The following is a 16,762-nucleotide window of genomic DNA, read 5'->3' as shown; positions in this document are numbered from 1 at the left end:
CGAAACATATGACATATTTCAACATTTTAAAAAAAGAAATCTCCCTCTTCCTGGGCTCCTTGTTCTCTGGGACCAAGGAATTGAAAAGTTTGGGGTTCACTCTTCTAATAATATTGGGGATAGGGGGCTGGGTTCAGGCTAAAGAATTAGTGCAGCCTGCGTTGTCGATCCAAGGCATGACTCAAGAACAGCAGCGGGTATATCTCGATGGGTTAGCCGACGGCTTTCAAATTCTGAACGCCAAACTTCAGCGCCAAGGTCAGTCACCGCTCTATTGTATTCCTGAAAAAGTCGTCATCCTTGGACGAGACTTATTGGAGTTTGCAGCGGAGGATTTGCAAGGGCCGCAAGAGGATCTCACGATTGCCGTTTCAGGGTTGCTTGGGCTTATCGAACGGTATCCATGTCCAAAAGAAAATGTCGAAACCCCACTTCCAGCCAAGACGATTCCTTCAAAATAAATGACCTGCTTCCCCCAGGCCATTCTCTTACTCAAACATTTGAAAACGGTGAAGATTTCTACTGATTGGTCAGGAGGGTTTCGGAAATAGGACCTTGTGTTTCATTCGACGCTTGATGGCATCGCTCAACGAACTTCTACTGTTGACACTCAGAATGGTCAACCCCTTATAGGACTTCATTCGTTGAAGTAAGTAACTCACTTCCTGATTAGCATAACGGTCATGACTGTCTTTGACTGTCGTACGTTTGCCAAACAAAGCGTCCGCTTCATCGAAGAACAAGATCGAACCATTTTTCGCTCCCGCATCGAATATTCTTGCCAAGTTCTTTTCCGTCTCTCCGATGTAGCGTGATTGTAATGTTCGGAGATTTTTCGTGAGGAGTGCCGTGCGCAATTCTTTGGCCAACCATTTGGCTGCCTGAATTTTGCCCTTACTGTTAAGGCCGGAAAAGAGCACCGACAATCCAACCGGCTTGACCGCCTTACAGCCCACACTATGTGTGAGACATTTGGCTTGTGCTTCACGGACAATGGCTGCCAGTGCGGTGAGTTTGGCTGGCGAAAACATCGAGGAATCCCCCACCGTCTTAGTGGGAGCAGTTGTTTGGTACAGACTGGGCCTTCGTGAAATTATCATGTTTCTGTGACACTCAAGATCATCGGGTTAAGACCCTGGCATGGTGTAGAAAAATTCTTCCTTCGCGACTTTGCCATTTTCCACAGTAAACAATCCGATTTCTTCCATAGTCATCCGCCGGCCGGTATGTTTGGGAGTCACTTCGTATTTGAACAAAATGGCAAATCGGTCGCCATGGGGGAATGGTCCGCGTACCTCACAACCGTGAACTTCGTGATTTTCGCTCCACCATTTATTTTTCCCTTTGATGGATTCAATGCCTTGTTGGGTTTGGTCCATCCCGGGCATGGCGAAGGCTTCGACACTGACAATGTTCGGGCTATAGTGTTTCTCAATGGCTTCGAGGTTTTTGCCCTGTTGACAGAGTGCGACAATGTCTTTCCCGATTTCCATCACAGACATAGGGGCCTCCTTCCAGTAGTCGAGTCATCAATGGGCTTCTTGGGATTTTGATATTGTACAAATTCTCAGGTGCAAATCCCAAGTTGATCGAAGGAGCTGCTGGAAACGGAGAGAATGTTTAGGAGGCTGAGGAGCGAGGGGATGCCGGTTGTGCAGGGATCGGAAACGGCTCCGGTGTGCCGAAGGGCAACGTTTCCACATACAATGAGGTGGAAGGAAACGCAAACGCCGCGCCATGACCTTCGACAATGTCTTTGACTTTATAAGCCAGGCGTTCCTTACAGGCGAGCCATTCCCCCCATTCCGTGGTGACGGTAAAGCAATAGAGCATGATGTCGATACTTGAGGCGCCAAATGAATCCATGAACACGAAGGTTTTGGTTCGTTCCGGATTGGTTTCAAAATCTTCGCAGGATTTAACATAGGCAAGGATATCTTGAATGATGTGGTGAAGCTGCTCTTTTGTCGTGCGGTATTCGACGCCGATTTTCCAATAGATTCGGCGATTGGTCATGCGTGAAAAATTGATGAGGGCCTCGCCAGCCAATCGCGCGTTGGGAATGGTGACAAGCGCTTTGTCGAACCTGCGGATTTTGGTGGCCCGGAAACCGATGTCTTCCACCGTGCCATCCACATCCGGCGTTTGAATCCAATTGCCTTTTTCAAACATGCGATCGAGAAAAATGGTGAGTCCTGCAAATAGATTGGCGATAAAATCCTTGGCGCCAAGGGCTACGGCCATACCCACCAACCCTAAACTGCCGAGGACGGCCGCCACATTGAAACCCCATTCTTGGAACACGGCCGCGATCCCTAGGGCTACAACAATGAACTTTGCGAGTTTTACAAAGAAGCCCTTCATCGTATCACGCATGCTGAGGCTGCCCATCATTTCAATGCCGCGATCCATGAGTGACGAGAGGGGATCGATTGCTCGAAAGATGCCCCAAAACAACGTCAAGGCAATAAACGACCGAATCAATTTTTCAAAGATATTTTCGGCATCGGGGGATAGTGGTAAGACTTGGCCGCCAACATACAGGCCGACAATGACGAATCCGAGCTCGAGGGGTTTTTCGATGGCATCGAGGAGCTGATCGTCTATGTCGGTTTTCGTCCGACGGGTGAGCCCCTTGAGGGATGTGACAATCAATCGAAAAAATACTCGACGAATGGCTAAAAACAAGAGGAATATGAGCAGAGCGGTAACCACCTCTCCCACACTGACTCCAAACACGCCCGTATTCCAAACGATACCGAATTCTTCTCCGAAGGCTTGAAATGATTCCATGTAAAGGGGATTCCTCTTTCTGAGTAAGTAAGCACCGTGCGAGGCCGGGACCAGAGCCATTGTCCCGGCCAAGTTACATCAATTGTAAGTCATTTTTTCCTAAGCGCAAACCTTTTAGGGGAACTGCCGCAGGGGCCATTAGCGACGACGAAAGGATAGGGGTTAGGGACATGGAAGAGAGGCTGAAAAGTGTTATCTCGTCTCAAACTATTTTTTCGTCCATCCATCGGAAGGTAATTGAATATAATGACCAGGTTTGGTTTTATTGATAGCGGTCTTGCCCGCGAGGATTTCTACGGCTTCCAGGTCGGTGTTATTGCTGGCGGCGATTTCTTGGTAACGTTGTTTGCGCTGGCTATTAATTGACCTGATGAGAGCTTGAACATCAGAAGATGGAGAGCTTTTGACAGCTCCGAGGTAACCATTGGCCCGCTCGCCGACCAATCCTTGGTCTTTGGCCTCATCAAGGGAGAGAGCCCAAGTGTTTGTTCCAGCACCTATCACCATGAACACGATCAGCAAGCATTGAATTGTCCATTGTTGGGTATTTCGATACATGACTTCACTCCCTTAGGCCTGATCTTTAGAACAATTTGCTGTCTTCCGAAAACACCGCCTGTAAATCTTTTTCAACCTTGACTCGAACCTCGTGATCAATTTTGACATTGAGGTTGATCGTGATGGGTTTCTCAGGAGGCGCGACTTCTACTCGTGGGGTACAGGCCCAAACGATAGCGAAGGCCATCAGCGCGCTTATCCTCAGAATGTAGTGCATGGGCAGGGTATCCTCATGGGTGAATGGTTTCCCTCTTGAATCTGTGTCGACGAAAGAGGGTAGGTCGGCATTAAAACAATGGTCCTTGGAAAAGTTTTTCGATCTTATCTTCAATCCCTTTAAGGACTCGCAAGCTTTTCAGGAGCGCTGGAATATTTTCTTCGATATTCAAATTAAAATGAATAGGTCGTCCTTGTTTGAGATCGGGATTCCGGCCCTCTAGTTTGGTGGCCAGAGTCAGGGTGCCGTCAGCTTCATAGTTCACATTAGCCTTGAGAACATCATAATGGAAATTCTTTAAAGACTGCAAAACAATCTCCATTTGCGGGGTGGCGTTGATGAGGCTCTGCGCCGTGTCTTCCAAAGGTTGGAAGTGAATGACGCCGCCGGGCGCACGGGCTTCAATTCGGCCGTCGTGTATTTCAATGGAATCAGGAGCCAAGGTGATGGGGACCACGCCGTCAAGAATTCCCGTCCCCTCCAGCCCCTTTTGTTGTTCGAGTTGCAAGAGCCGATCCACATGAATTCTCTCGAGTTTGAGGGTAAAGAGCGACGGACCTCTAGCCCAATCTATATAGACGCTGGTACTGGATAAGTACCCACCCAGGGCCTCAGCGGAAAATTTCTCAACGTCGATAATGGGCACGGTATCACCCTGTCCTAATCGGAGATTTAGGCCAAAATCCATGTTGGTGACTTTAATCCCTGAATTGACACTTCCTATCGTTACATGCGCCGGTGAAAGCGTAGCGAAGTTGTTCAAGTCGTTGCCAATGATTTTGATGGTGGTGTTGACGTTGTCAATGAGTATCTTTTCATAGAATCCCCCGATGTGTTTGAGGGCAAGGGTCACGTCGCCTCGGGTAATGCCTAGGCTTTGAATGTCTCCGGGGGAAGAAGGTTTCCATCCGCAGGCGATCGAGATGCCAAGTTGCCCTGAAGTGATATTAAACGGATGAGGCCAAGGTTGAAACCAATGGGCCAAGGTAGTTGAGTTGGGCGAAAAAGTTTCAGGAGTGAACGTGGCTTGAAGTGTGCCTTGGTGGGTTTGCAGATGGTGTTCGATGCGTCCCTTCGCGCGAAGGGTTTTATCCGTGGTTTCGGCGACCAGCCCCGCGTTGAGTTCTTCAGGACTGCTATCAAACCCAATGGCGAGATTAAGGGAAGGAGGGCTGAAGTTCTTCATCTTCGTGTTGACGCCTAGAAGTTTCGCCGTCCCTGTGGTGTTCCATGTCTGGCCTTCTCCTATGGCTTCTTTCAGATCCAGGGAGATCTTGGCAATGGAAATCAATTGATCGCGCCACTGTATTTTAGGAAGTATGATCTGTGCTGTTGTGGGTTCCACCTTCCATTGCCGCAAAGGCCAATCATAGTGAATGAGTGTCGGCTGAGCGAGGCGAAACCCCATTCGCTCGGCTTGTCCTTCAGCGAGGTGAATCACTCCTGTATTCACCAACGAATCCTCGGCTATGGTGACACGGATCTCCTGATTGGCGAACGCCGTTTGTCCTTTCATCATCCAATTAATGTCTCGTACTCGTGAAGTTTGATGTTCCAGGTTGGGAAGGGAACCCCACAGTGAAAAGGTCGCATTGGCTTCGGTCGATAAGGGATCGAACAACAGACCAGAAGCGTTGGTGAGTATGACTTCTCCCCCGATGGGGGCCGGCTCCCCGCCGTATTGGATTTGAAGGGGGCCGTCGATGCTCCACCGGGACTCTCCCTTATCCAGAACCATTCGGGCGTGAACGATATCGAGGAACTGAAGGCGTATGGGCTCCCTGTCCTTGAAATTGGCAATGGGAAGAGCATCTGGCCAGGGAAATCCATCCGTATGTAGGAAGGCCTTCATAAAAGAGGTTGGGGCAATATCCAATGTTACTTCCGTAGATTGGGCATGCAGCTCCCCAGAAAAATTCAGCAAAATATCCTCACTCACTGTGCCCCAAGCGGGTAATTCAACGTGGGCATGGATCGTACTGTGAAGTCGTGTGGAGGCGTCATGCAGCATCTCCTGTAATGAGGCCATCTGATTCGTCGAGCCATCCCATTGAACCTCTATCGACCCATTGACCCGTTCGAGATCCGGTCCTATTGGCATGAGGAGGGCAAGGAACGGCGAGGCCCGTTTCAGATTTGCCGTCATTCGGCCTTGCCATTCGAGGCCGGAGGGATTCTGTACATTCATCAACGATTCCATATCAAAGAGAGGAGTCGTGTTATCCGGTCCGGTACTTAGGTCGACCTTTATTTTGCCCAAGGGATTGATATGGGCTTGCAAAGTATAGGCGTCACCTTGAGTTCCTTGAAATGTGACGGTGCCATGGAGGGTGCCTTGGTCGTTCCGCAGAAGACCGGATATTGTGACTCGCCTAAGCGGCCCAGTAGCCTGTTCGCGAAAGATGGTCGCGTGGTTGAGGGAAAATATTTCGAACGGCAGATTGGGTAGGGGGGTGGACAATAAAGCCAAAGGTGCAGTCGTTGATTGGACGGAATTCTTTGTTGTGGGAGCTGCAGGGGGCTGTGTTGGTACTCCGGTGATATCGAGACGTAGCTTTTCGATTCGAACTTCCTTGATGAATCCCAGCAATAATTGCCTGAGATCATATTTCAGGGTCAGGTCGCGCACTATGAGTGAAGCGGTTTCAGATCCCATATCCTTTTGGAAAGAGATCAAGGGAATCATCGTTTCTCGCACGCCTGGATATTCCAACTCGACGTTGACATTCTTAAGCCCGAACGCTTCAAATTGTCGTTCCACAAAAAAGGAGGCGATTTTGGGAAGGAACAAAAAGAGGGCGAGGTTAAATGATATGGCAATGCCCAACCACCACAACACTTTGCGCCATATGGGTTTAGACGACATGTTCACGAAAATCACAGAAATGTTACGGAGTGGGGGCAAACATCGATCATGAAGATAGACTCCCAACTATCTCGGAAGATTGGACCGACTCGTTGACCCTAGTGGAGATTCTCCAAGATTTTACGGAATTGACCATGACTCATCATCAAATGCCGGATCTTTCCAGATTAGATTGGTCCTCGATATCCCTATCGCTTTATACTCACGGGTGGGCCCAGGTGCCTCATCTTGTTCATGCGTCAGTCTGCCAATCTCTGACAAAATTGTACGATCAGGATCGATATTTTCGATCGCGAATTGACATGGCACGCTATCACTTTGGCCAAGGGACCTATGCCTATTTTGCCGATCCGTTGCCGTCGGTCGTGGCTCATCTTCGGACTCACTTATATACCCGCCTGGCTCCAATTGCGAATCACATGATGGAATTGATGAATCAGCCCCAACGGTATCCTCGCACACATGGTGCCTTCCGAAAAGAATGCCATCGTCAGGGGCAGACGAAGCCAACACCATTGCTCCTTCGTTATGAAATGAATGGATTTAATTGCCTGCATCGGGATATCTATGGACCGACGTTGTTTCCCTTGCAAGCGATGGTGATGTTGAGTCAACCCGGTCAGGAGTTTGAGGGAGGCGAATTTTTACTCGTCGAAAATCGGCCACGGCAGCAAGCTCGTGGAACTGTCCTCAAACCTCATATTGGCGATCTCATTATCTTTCCCGTCTCAGATCGTCCGGTTCAAGGCAAACGCGGGATGCTTCGTGCATCACTGCGCCATGGCGTGAGCCCTGTGACTTCCGGTCAACGGTATGCTTTAGGAATCATCTTTCATGATGCGAAATGAGTCTATATTCTAGGGTGGGGATGAAAATTTAACGTTAGTGGGAAACCTCTTTAAGGTTCTTTGAATTCCTGGGATGATGTGGAACCGTCTTTCAAATTTTGGGCCGAGCGTTTTGCGTATCGCCTCTGCATGGCCAAAGGGAAACAATATTGCGTGCCGCCCGAATGAGACGAGTGGTGAGCCTTATCCAATCGGTTGGGGCACCGTCCAAGCTGATTCTTCAATCCCCCTGTCCCATTCTTTTTCGGTGATAGCCCATTGGCTTGGTGGGTGAGTGGATTTATCGGTGAGAGCGGTCCGAAGTTGTTCGGCGCTTACGCCCGTCACTTTTTGAAGATTGACTCCTCGTAAATCGGTATCGACGAGAATCGCTTGGTGAAAATTGGTTTTCGCCACATCTGCCGCCACCAAATACGCTTGAAAGAAGCTTGCATGGGCCAGGTTGGCTCGCGCGAGATTGGTGCCTTGTAACACGCAATGTGAGAGATTGGCCTTTTCAAGATTGGCGCAACGGAAATTGGCACGTTCTAAATGTGCCCCTTTTAAATCGGCTTTCCAGAGATTGGTGCGGGCTAAATTGGCGTCAGTCAGAATGGCTTCTCCTAGCAAGGCAAAACTCAAATCAGCGGCATTGAGACTTGCGTTTGTCAGGTTGGCTTTCGCCAAAGTGACATTGGCCATTTTGGCTCCGACGAGCGACGCCTCTTGTAAATTGGCAAAAGCCAATTGCCCAAGCCAGAGCTGGGCATCATCTAAATGGGTATGTCGAAGATTCGCCCCGACAAGGATGGCCTGGTCGAGGTTGATCGCGCGGCACTGTGCTTCTGAGAAATTCACTCTCGTCAGGTTGGCTTGTGCCAAATTGGCGTGACTGAGGTCGGCCCCCCGCAGGTCAGCCTGAAGGAGTGATGCTCCTTGAAGGTTTATGCCGACGAGTCTCATTCCTTTCAGAGATGCATGACTGAGGTCAACGGGTTCCTCTGGGTGATTAATTCGCCAGGTATTCCAGGAAGAAACGCCGTGCTTTAACAGAGAAAGGTGTTCCCCGTTTGCCATGTCCAGTTACCTCGGAGAAAATGAACCATGAGGATACGTTATTGGTATTCTCGGATGTTCACCAAGGACCTTGCCAAGATAAATCAATACCAATAAACGAGGAAGGAGTTTCCGATAACTCCAAAATGGGTTCGAGGGGTAAGAAATTATGATCTTTTGGAAAAACGGTTTAAGAGTCAGAGGACGAAGGTTACTGGAATGTTTAGAGAGTAGTCGTGCTTGATGGCTACGAACTTACCTCAGGTACCACGACGACTTCAAACCAATAGTCACGCAATCGTCGAATCGCGTCCATGAACCCATCAATATCCACGGGTTTTACAATGTAACTATTGGCGCCGTCATTGTAGCATTCCTCGATATCCCGATCCGCCGAAGAGGTGGTCAGGACAATGACGGGAATTTTTTTTAGGAGCATATCTGTTTTTATTACCTTAAGGACTTCTCGTCCATCGGTCCCCGGCATATTCAAATCCAGCATGATAATTCCGGGACGGGGTGAGGAGCTGGGATCAGCATACTCCCCTCGGCGGAGTAAATAGTCTAAGGCGTCTTCTCCATCGACACAGCGGTGAATAGGATTCGCCATCCGCGCGCGAAGGAAGGCCCGTTTTGTTACTTCAAAGTCTTCGTTACTGTCATCCACTAACAGGATAGTTTGTTGAGCCGTGATAGGTGTCATAGGAATTCCTCGCTCAAGATTCGATTCTTTTACCAAAATTGCCAAGTCATGAGAACTGGCAAGGAAGTTAGAAATCGGTCCATGAAAAAAGCTTTTTCCTAAATTCTTAGGGCTCAGGAAAAATCATCAGCTCGAAACAGAATCCCTGGAGTTGTTGGATGGCCTGAAAAAAATTCTGGAAATCCACCGGCTTCGAGAGATAAGTAGCCGCTCCAGCTTGTCGACTCTCTTCAAAATCACGTTCATCCAGGGAAGAGGTCATGACAATCACGGGAATTAATTGGTGAACGGGGTGTTGTTTTAGAATGGTTAAAATTTCCAAGCCACTCATATCGGGTAAGTTCAGGTCCAGCAGGATCACGCCGGGAACGGGGGCAAGGCTAGGGTCTGAAAACGATTGTCGCTGAAATATATAATCCAACGCGAGTTGGCCGGTCTCGCAAACCTCAACCGGGTTTCGCAATCTGCTCTGTAGAAGATTTCGTTTTGCCGTCACGACATCTTCGGGACTATCTTCGACGAGAAGAATTCGCTGTTGAGGCGTAAGATTCTGCATCCTTCCTCTAGGGATAGAAGCAAAAGAAATTAAGAAATTATTGGCATGAGTTTATAGGTTCCTCGATCTCTGAAAAGATTGAATCTAGGCCATCGATGGCACTTCTGCCACCTCCAACCAAAATTGACACAGAGACCGCATGGCTTCCAGTAAACCATCATAATCCACGGGTTTGACGACGTAGCTATTGGCCCCCTTGTCATAACACGCGTGTATGTCGTTAGGGTCGGACGACGTTGTCAGTACCACCACGGGAATTGATTTCAAACGCTTACTCTGTTTCAGTTGATTGAGGACTTCCCTTCCGTCGGTTCCAGGTAAGTTTAAATCTAAAAGAATGAGGCTGGGTCGAGGGGGGCGGGCGTATTGAGTTTGTGTTGATTGTCCCTGGAGGAGGTCAAGGGCTTCGTCCCCATCCGCACAATACATCAAAGGATTTGTTATTCCGATTTGTTTGAAACAACGTTTGGTGGCTTCATAATCATGAGGATTGTCATCCACCAAGAGGATCGGGCAAGTTTGAGACAGTACTTTCATAGTTTAACGCCTGCCTTGAGATGAAAACATTCCTGATAGGTTAAGAATTCTCTAGGGGTGTATTCCTTTGTCACCAAGATGTCAATAATATTTAGGCGTATTATGACGGAGATGGGGAACAATATGGTCAGTGCACAAAGGCCAGTAAAAATTCGGACAGTCATGACTCGAGACTCCATGTTATAGGACGGAATTGGGCATGGTCGAAGGAGAAATTTGATTGTGAGTGGAAGATTTGGAAGAGGATTCCAAGGTAAACCAGAAAGTGGTGCCTTCCCCTACCATTGATTCCACCCAGATCCTCCCGCCATGGCGGTGGACAATTTTCTCAATGATCGTTAAACCCGCACCGGTGCCCCCACCAAACTTATCCCGCCCTTGGAGACGCTTAAAAATCCGAAATATGTCCCCAAAGTGTTTTTCCGGAATGCCGATGCCATTGTCGCGCACATAAAAATGGCGTATCTCGTCTTTCGTATCTCGTATCTCGTTTGAAGAAAGAACCGAACCCTGCGCGCGCTGTTTCGGTGTTTGCTTCACGGGTAACGCTTCCCCGGTCTCTGCGGCCACACACCCGATTTCAATCCATTTGTCCGTCTTGTCATTGTATTTCATGGCATTGGTCAGGAGGTTGCGAAAGATTTCCCCAACGCGGGCTTCATCGCAGCGCAGGACCGGTAAGGGGTTGGGATACCGAATGGTAATGCCCTCCTCTTTGAGTCGAGGCTTGAGAGTATCGAGAACATCCAGGACTACGCGATCTAAATACACCTCGCGGATGGCGAGGTCGGTCCGCCCGAGGCGGGAATAGTACAGGAGGGTATTAATGAGTTCTTCCATGCGTTGCGACAACCGCATGATGGTTTGGCATTGTTCACTGCCCGCTTCACCGAGCAATGCGGCATAGTCTTCCACCAGGAACCGGGAATAGTTGTGAATGCCTCGCAGGGGTTCCTTGAGATCGTGCGCAGCAATATAGGCAAAATCGTCTAACTCCTTATTGCTGTGTTCCAAGGCCTGGGTCCATTGCCGAAGCATGGCTTCTGTGCGTTTCCGCTCTGTAATATCTTTAAAGGTGACCACTGCGCCAACGAAGCACCCCTCTTCATCGGAGATCGGGGTCGTGGTGTACTCAACCGGAAAACAGCTTCCGTCTTTTCTCCAAAGAACTTCATCCTCGACGGTATGGACTGCTCCGTCCTGAAAAGCTTGGTACATGGGACATTCCGTGCGAGGATAGGCCGATCCATCGGGCTTGGTATGGTGGGCCGTGGAATGCATAGGTACTCCAATCAATTCTTCGGGAATGTACCCTAGCATTTTAGCGGCCGCGGGGTTGATGAAGGTCGTGATGCCGTTGCAATCGATGCCATAAATGCCTTCTCCGGCCGAGTTCAACAGCAATTGATGGTGACGGTACAATTGGGCAAAAGATTTTTCCCCTTCGATTCGTTTCGTGATGTCCACGACGGAAGCGAGGACAAAAGAACCTTCGGGGGTGGAAAGGGGATTGAGACCAATTTCAAGGGGGAATTCTGTCCCGTCCTTCCGCAAGCCATAAAGGTCACGTCCACTTCCCATGCTCCGAGGTTCGGGGTGAGACATAAAACCCGTGCGTTTGTCGGGGTGAGTGGCCCTGAAGCGGAGCGGTACCAGCAGCTCTACAGGTTGTTGTAATAATTCTTCTCGGGTGTATCCGAATTGCGAGCAGGTGAGGGCATTGGCCAACACAATGCGACCCTCCTGGTTGACCATAATCATGCCGGTGGGGGCGGCTTCCACAATTTTGTGAAAGAGCTTCTGGGCCTGTTCAAGGTCGGTGACATCAGTGGACATACTGCAAAGGGCATAGGGCTGATCGAAAGAGTCTAGCAAGGGAAATTTAATCGTGAGCCACGTTTTCAGACCGTCTGGGAAGACAATACGCTGTTCAAATTTCAGGGGTTTTTTGCCTTGCAGCACCTCACCTTCCCTTTGACCAATGAGAGAGGCGACCGACGTAGAAAAAAGTTCCTCATCGGTTTTTCCAATAAACGATTCTGGGGAGAGGTGAAAATGTGTGGCAAAATTTGAATTCACTAACAGGTAACGATGAGAGAGGTTTTTAACATAAATCGCCGCTTCGGCATGATTTAAAAGGTTCGTTAATAATTCTTCTTTCTGCTCGACTTCCCATCTGGCCTGATCGATGTCTTCCAAAAGATTCATTGTGGCGAGTCGTTGTTGCTCTAGATCGGAGGTTTTATCTCGAATTTTTTCCTGAAGTGAGTCCTGTAAATCTTGCAATTCAACGGTCGTATTAATTTGCCGCAATACCATAAATGTGACCAAGCCAAGGGTCCCGAGAGAAATGAGCCGGTTGATGGCGGGAGATAAAAATTCCATTCCAGGAGGCGAAAACACCCACCCTATTACAATACCTAAAGCGGAGATGGCCGCCACGGTCACCGTAAACGAACGCTGTTTTAGCGGAAGGGTAAATAATACTCCAAGGAGATAAAGTGTTCCGAGGGACATTCCTAATGGGATGAAAATATCCAGGAGAAAAACTCCCCCAATGAGCGCTATGATCCCGAACCGTACCAACATGGGGAGTCTGAGTTGGGGATTGTAAGATTCCATAGTCGGCCTTTACAGTTTTAAATCCCGTTGCATGGATTTTCGAGCCAATGTGAATATCATTTACCTTCCTTCAACCAAGTAGGGACAGGGGCGTCCGAGGGATTCCGATAATTCATTGATTTCTTGTTTTAGTTGGATCATTTTCGTTTCCCTTCCCAACATCATCCTGTTCAGTTGAGTGAGTTGAGCATTAGACTCTGAAAGCAATTGGGCCTTGGCTTGGAGTTCCCGTTCGAACACTTCTCGACGGGAAATTTCTTTTGTTAAGACCTGATTGGCCTCTTGCAAACTAAACAGATTCGGAAGTTGAACGGCTTTGGAGGCTAGGGGCCAGAGAATGATCGCCGTGGCCAAAGAAATTATTCCGGTAATGGCTTTCAGGAAACCTGCTATATAATAATCTGGGTTCCACACGTTCCAGATATTCATGAGATGGGTCAGCCCACAGGCAAACACAAAGGCGACAAACAAATAGAGTGCACTTTTAAACGGGAGAGCTCCGCCTTTACGCGCGAAATAGTACAAGGTGAGGGGAATGGAAAAATAGGACAACCCTATGATTCCATCGAAAACGACATGTAGCCACAACAGATCGGATTGCCAGAGATAGCAACCACCATGCGGCATGAATTGATCGAATGACGTCGACCCGTATATTTGATTAATCATAGTGCACCTCCAAACCCTATGGTCCCCATGGCTTTCGGGGCCTGCTGGTTAGTCGACCACCACCTAGGATAATTCCTAGTAAAATTTTTTTAAAACTAAACAATCACGACTTGTTCAGAGCAGAGACCTACTTGTTCATATCATAAGATCCCTTATCTTCAATGGGAAATCGCTTCTCCTGCTGAGATTGCGGCTCCAGGGTAAACCAAAAAGTGGTGCCTTCCCCTACCGTTGATTCCACCCAGATCCTCCCTCCGTGGCGGTGGACAATTTTTTGAGTGATTGTCAATCCCGCTCCAGTGCCCCCACCAAACTTATCCCGCCCTTGGAGGCGCTTGAAAATTCGAAACATGTCCCCAAAGTGTTTTTCCGGAATGCCGATGCCATTGTCGCGCACGTAAAACTGCCGTATTCCGTCTTTTGCATCTCGTATCTTGTTTGAAGATAGAGCCGAGTTCTTCCCCCTCTCTTGCGCTTTACTGCGGTCTGTATTCACGCACCCGATTTCAATCCATTTGTCCGTCTTGTCATTGTATTTCATGGCATTGGTCAGGAGGTTGCGAAAGATTTCCCCAACACGGGCTTCATCGCAGCGCAGGACCGGCAAGGGGTTGGGATACTGAATGGTAATGCCCTCTTCTTCGAGTCGAGGCTTGAGAGTATCGAGAACATCCAGGACTACGCGATCTAAATCCACCTCGCGGATAGCGAGGTCGGTCCGCCCGAGACGGGAATAGTACAGGAGGGTATTAATGAGTTCTTCCATGCGTTGCGACAACCGCATGATGGTTTGGCATTGTTCACTGCCCGCTTCACCGAGCAATGCGGCATAGTCTTCCACCAGGAACCGGGAATAGTTGTGAATGCCTCGCAGGGGTTCCTTGAGATCGTGTGAAGCAATATAGGCAAAATCGTCTAACTCCTTATTGCTATGTTCCAAGGCCTGAGTCCATTGAAGGAGGGCCTCTTCGGCTTGTTTCCGTTCGGTCATATCGGAAAAGGTCACCACAGCCCCGATGATGTTTCCTGCCGCATCTCGCACGGGTGTGCTCGAATAATGGACCGGAATGCTTGTGCCATCTTTTCGCCAAAGCACTTCGTCGTCGACGATATGCACTTTTCCGTCATTGAATGCGGCGTACATGGGGCATTCTTCTTGGGGATAGTGTATCCCATCCGGTTTGGAATGGTGCACAGTCTTATGCATGGGTTGACCAATGAGTTCCTCTGCTCGATAGCCAAGCATGTTGGCAGCAGCAGGATTTACAAAGGTCGTGAGCCCCTCGGTATCGACTCCGTAAATGCCTTCCCCCGCTGAGGTTAAGAGTAAGGCATTACGCGCTGCCAATTCATGAATTTCCTTTTCATGCCTTTTGTGTGCCAGACTTTGGGCAATCCTGGCAGCAACCAACTCCATCATGTGGAGTATTTGGGGGGAGAGGGCCTGTTGGGAAAACGCGCCCATGACCCCAAGGACCTCATCTTCAATGACAAGAGGATACCCAGCAAACGCCACCATGCCCTTTTCCTTTGCCCATTCTTGTTGTGGGACTTGCGGGTCGCCGATGACTTGGTTTGTGAGATGGGGTTTTCGCTCAGAGGCGATCTTCCCAATTTTGAATTGGCCCATGCGGATACTCCCATGGGCACCATCGAGGTGGGTGTATAATCCTGAGCTGGCCTGAAGCTCAAGGATCTGTCCGTTTGGTTGGAGTGTCCAAATTCTGGCAAAGGCGACTTGCAGATGTTCAACCATGACGTCAGTACAGGCTTGCAGCATGGGTCGGACACTATGGATCTCATTCAAAATTTTAATGATCTTGGCTTCATACGACACCAGGGCATTCCGTTCTTGGAGTTCCTTTTCGGCCCGTTTGCGCCGGGTGATCTCCACATTGATGCCGATCATGCGAATGACATCGTCTGTAGAACTTCGCTCCACCATGGCATGGCCTTCCAGCCAATGAATCGAGTGATCAGGCCAAACGACGCGAAATTCTGTATGAAATTCTTCCTGGCCGTTCAAGGTCTTTTGCAGCTCTTCCTGGACACGACTCTGATCGGCGACATGAAGGGTCTGGATCCACGCGTCGTAAGTGCCTGCAAAATGGTGGCCTTGGATTCCATAAAGGGCATACATGGGTTCATCCCACGTTAAGGTATTGCTCGCAACATTCCATTCCCAAATGCCCATACGCGCGGATTCTGTAGCGAGAGTCAGTCGATTGGAAAGATTGGACAACAAGGCCTTTTCTTGTTCAACCAGTTCCAGGGCTTGAGCAGTTTTGGAATTGGCCGCCTGAAGTTTTCGGATGGTCAGAATCAAAAATCCGATAAAAGGGCCTACAAGAAAAATACCTGCGAGGACAAGCAGTGATTCGATGTTTCGGATAGGTGCGAGGACTTCGTCTCGATCCAGACGCACTAAAACATGCCAGTTTAATTTGGGGTTACTGCGAATATCGCGAGTAGGGGCATATCCCGTGATCACGGGAATGTGTCGGCGAAGATGCTGTTCCTCCACAAAACCCGAAACTCCCGATGCCACTAATTCGGCAGAGGGCAGTCCTTGCTCGGATAGATTCAGCGTTCCGGTTTCTTCCAGAAGGGATTCAATGATTACCGTGCCATCTTGTCTGAGAAGTTGCCATTCGAAAGTGGAATGGATGCCCAACTGTGTTTCAAAGGCTTCCATCGCCCGTTCGAAAATTCTTTGTAAATAAGACATGTTCAGATGGCCAACGACAAAACCTTGAAGGTCGTCGTCGGCGTTGAGTATAGGAGCCGAAAGTGTGAGTCCCAGGGTATTGTTAAAATCCGGGAGAGGCCTGGCGTCTTCTAGGTGAAACCGCTGTTCTTGATTCCATACCCTTAGGATGGGTTCCTGTCCGAAATCCTGGCCCATTAATTGAGACGCACTTGATGCCATGATTTGACCATCTTTGTTTAGAACACTGATGGCCAAATAGGCTTGGTATGTTTGACTGAGGGTGGTGAGGTAGGCCGTCAGATCATTGGTATCTTCGACCTTCAGGGTCACCGTACTGGCAAGCAGGGTAATGTCCCCTTTGCGTTCAAACATGTTGGTCTTGAGATGGGAGGCAATGCTGGACGCCACCAGAGCCAAGTCCTGCCCGGCTTTTTTCACGAGACTGTTGTGGACCAAATGAAGGGTGCCACCAAGGATCACCAGGGATAGCACCGTGATCAGGAAAATAATAAGGGGAAGAGATATGACCTTTTGAGGTTTGGGAAATTCCTCTGGTGTCATTGTGGAATGGTGAGGAATCTTGGTGAGAGGATGGTCTCGTATGTCGGATGTGCTGTTCATATATTTTCTTGGACGGGGAACCAGGAA

Annotated in this window: 15 protein-coding genes; 2 read left to right on the top strand and 13 right to left on the bottom strand. The window is 49.0% G+C overall.

The window, feature by feature from the left end; translation table 11 throughout:
* Nucleotides 1–8 precede the first annotated feature (8 nt).
* Nucleotides 9–461, top strand: a complete 453-nt coding sequence (locus tag PPG34_RS09055; protein ID WP_313832913.1) for a hypothetical protein — start codon at nt 9–11, stop codon at nt 459–461.
* Nucleotides 462–530: 69 nt separating this feature from the next.
* Here PPG34_RS09055 and PPG34_RS09050 read toward each other — a convergent pair whose 3' ends face one another.
* The 6 genes from PPG34_RS09050 to PPG34_RS09025 form a co-directional block, all read right to left on the bottom strand.
* On the bottom strand, nt 531–1,031 hold the full coding sequence (locus PPG34_RS09050; protein WP_313832912.1) for an ATP-binding protein: 501 nt from the start codon (nt 1,029–1,031) through the stop codon (nt 531–533).
* Nucleotides 1,032–1,127: 96 nt separating this feature from the next.
* Nucleotides 1,128–1,502, bottom strand: a complete 375-nt coding sequence (locus PPG34_RS09045; protein WP_313832910.1) for a SnoaL-like domain-containing protein — start codon at nt 1,500–1,502, stop codon at nt 1,128–1,130.
* Nucleotides 1,503–1,620: 118 nt separating this feature from the next.
* On the bottom strand, nt 1,621–2,793 hold the full coding sequence (locus PPG34_RS09040) for a mechanosensitive ion channel family protein (protein WP_313832909.1): 1,173 nt from the start codon (nt 2,791–2,793) through the stop codon (nt 1,621–1,623).
* A gap of 207 nt (nt 2,794–3,000) precedes the next feature.
* Nucleotides 3,001–3,351, bottom strand: a complete 351-nt coding sequence (locus tag PPG34_RS09035) for a YdbL family probable chaperone protein (protein ID WP_313832908.1) — start codon at nt 3,349–3,351, stop codon at nt 3,001–3,003.
* A 25-nt stretch (nt 3,352–3,376) separates the two neighbouring features.
* Nucleotides 3,377–3,568: a YnbE family lipoprotein gene (locus PPG34_RS09030; protein ID WP_313832907.1), complete on the bottom strand. Its 192-nt coding sequence runs from the start codon at nt 3,566–3,568 to the stop codon at nt 3,377–3,379.
* A gap of 70 nt (nt 3,569–3,638) precedes the next feature.
* Entirely contained in the window at nt 3,639–6,434 is a 2,796-nt protein-coding gene (locus PPG34_RS09025) for an intermembrane phospholipid transport YdbH family protein (protein WP_313832905.1), read from the bottom strand.
* A 29-nt stretch (nt 6,435–6,463) separates the two neighbouring features.
* Between PPG34_RS09025 and PPG34_RS09020 the strand changes: the two genes are divergently transcribed.
* Nucleotides 6,464–7,282 (top strand): 2OG-Fe(II) oxygenase, encoded by an 819-nt coding sequence (locus PPG34_RS09020; RefSeq protein ID WP_313832904.1) that lies wholly within the window; start codon nt 6,464–6,466, stop codon nt 7,280–7,282.
* A 183-nt stretch (nt 7,283–7,465) separates the two neighbouring features.
* Here PPG34_RS09020 and PPG34_RS09015 read toward each other — a convergent pair whose 3' ends face one another.
* From PPG34_RS09015 to PPG34_RS08985, 7 genes are all read right to left on the bottom strand, one after another.
* Nucleotides 7,466–8,338 (bottom strand): pentapeptide repeat-containing protein, encoded by an 873-nt coding sequence (locus PPG34_RS09015; RefSeq protein ID WP_313832903.1) that lies wholly within the window; start codon nt 8,336–8,338, stop codon nt 7,466–7,468.
* A gap of 226 nt (nt 8,339–8,564) precedes the next feature.
* Complete coding sequence (locus PPG34_RS09010; RefSeq protein ID WP_313832901.1) at nt 8,565–9,020, bottom strand: response regulator; 456 nt, start codon at nt 9,018–9,020, stop codon at nt 8,565–8,567.
* Between the two features lie 106 nt (nt 9,021–9,126).
* A complete protein-coding gene (locus tag PPG34_RS09005; protein ID WP_313832900.1) occupies nt 9,127–9,576 on the bottom strand; it encodes a response regulator in 450 nt (149 codons plus the stop codon).
* Nucleotides 9,577–9,660: 84 nt separating this feature from the next.
* Nucleotides 9,661–10,113, bottom strand: coding sequence for a response regulator (locus PPG34_RS09000; RefSeq protein WP_313832899.1), 453 nt, complete (start codon nt 10,111–10,113; stop codon nt 9,661–9,663).
* 180 nt (nt 10,114–10,293) lie between these two features.
* Nucleotides 10,294–12,735, bottom strand: a complete 2,442-nt coding sequence (locus PPG34_RS08995) for a PAS domain S-box protein (RefSeq protein WP_313832898.1) — start codon at nt 12,733–12,735, stop codon at nt 10,294–10,296.
* Between the two features lie 60 nt (nt 12,736–12,795).
* Complete coding sequence (locus PPG34_RS08990; RefSeq protein WP_313832897.1) at nt 12,796–13,404, bottom strand: hypothetical protein; 609 nt, start codon at nt 13,402–13,404, stop codon at nt 12,796–12,798.
* Nucleotides 13,405–13,531: 127 nt separating this feature from the next.
* The gene (locus PPG34_RS08985) at nt 13,532–16,735 is read right to left on the bottom strand and encodes a PAS domain S-box protein (protein ID WP_313832896.1); all 3,204 of its coding nucleotides are present in this window, start codon (nt 16,733–16,735) and stop codon (nt 13,532–13,534) included.
* Nucleotides 16,736–16,762 lie beyond the last annotated feature (27 nt).

The sequence above is a fragment of the Candidatus Nitronereus thalassa genome (assembly GCF_032191465.1).
GTDB lineage: Bacteria > Nitrospirota > Nitrospiria > Nitrospirales > UBA8639 > Nitronereus > Nitronereus thalassa.
Note: the sequence above shows the minus strand (reverse complement) of the source record. Positions and strands in the feature narration are given on the sequence as shown.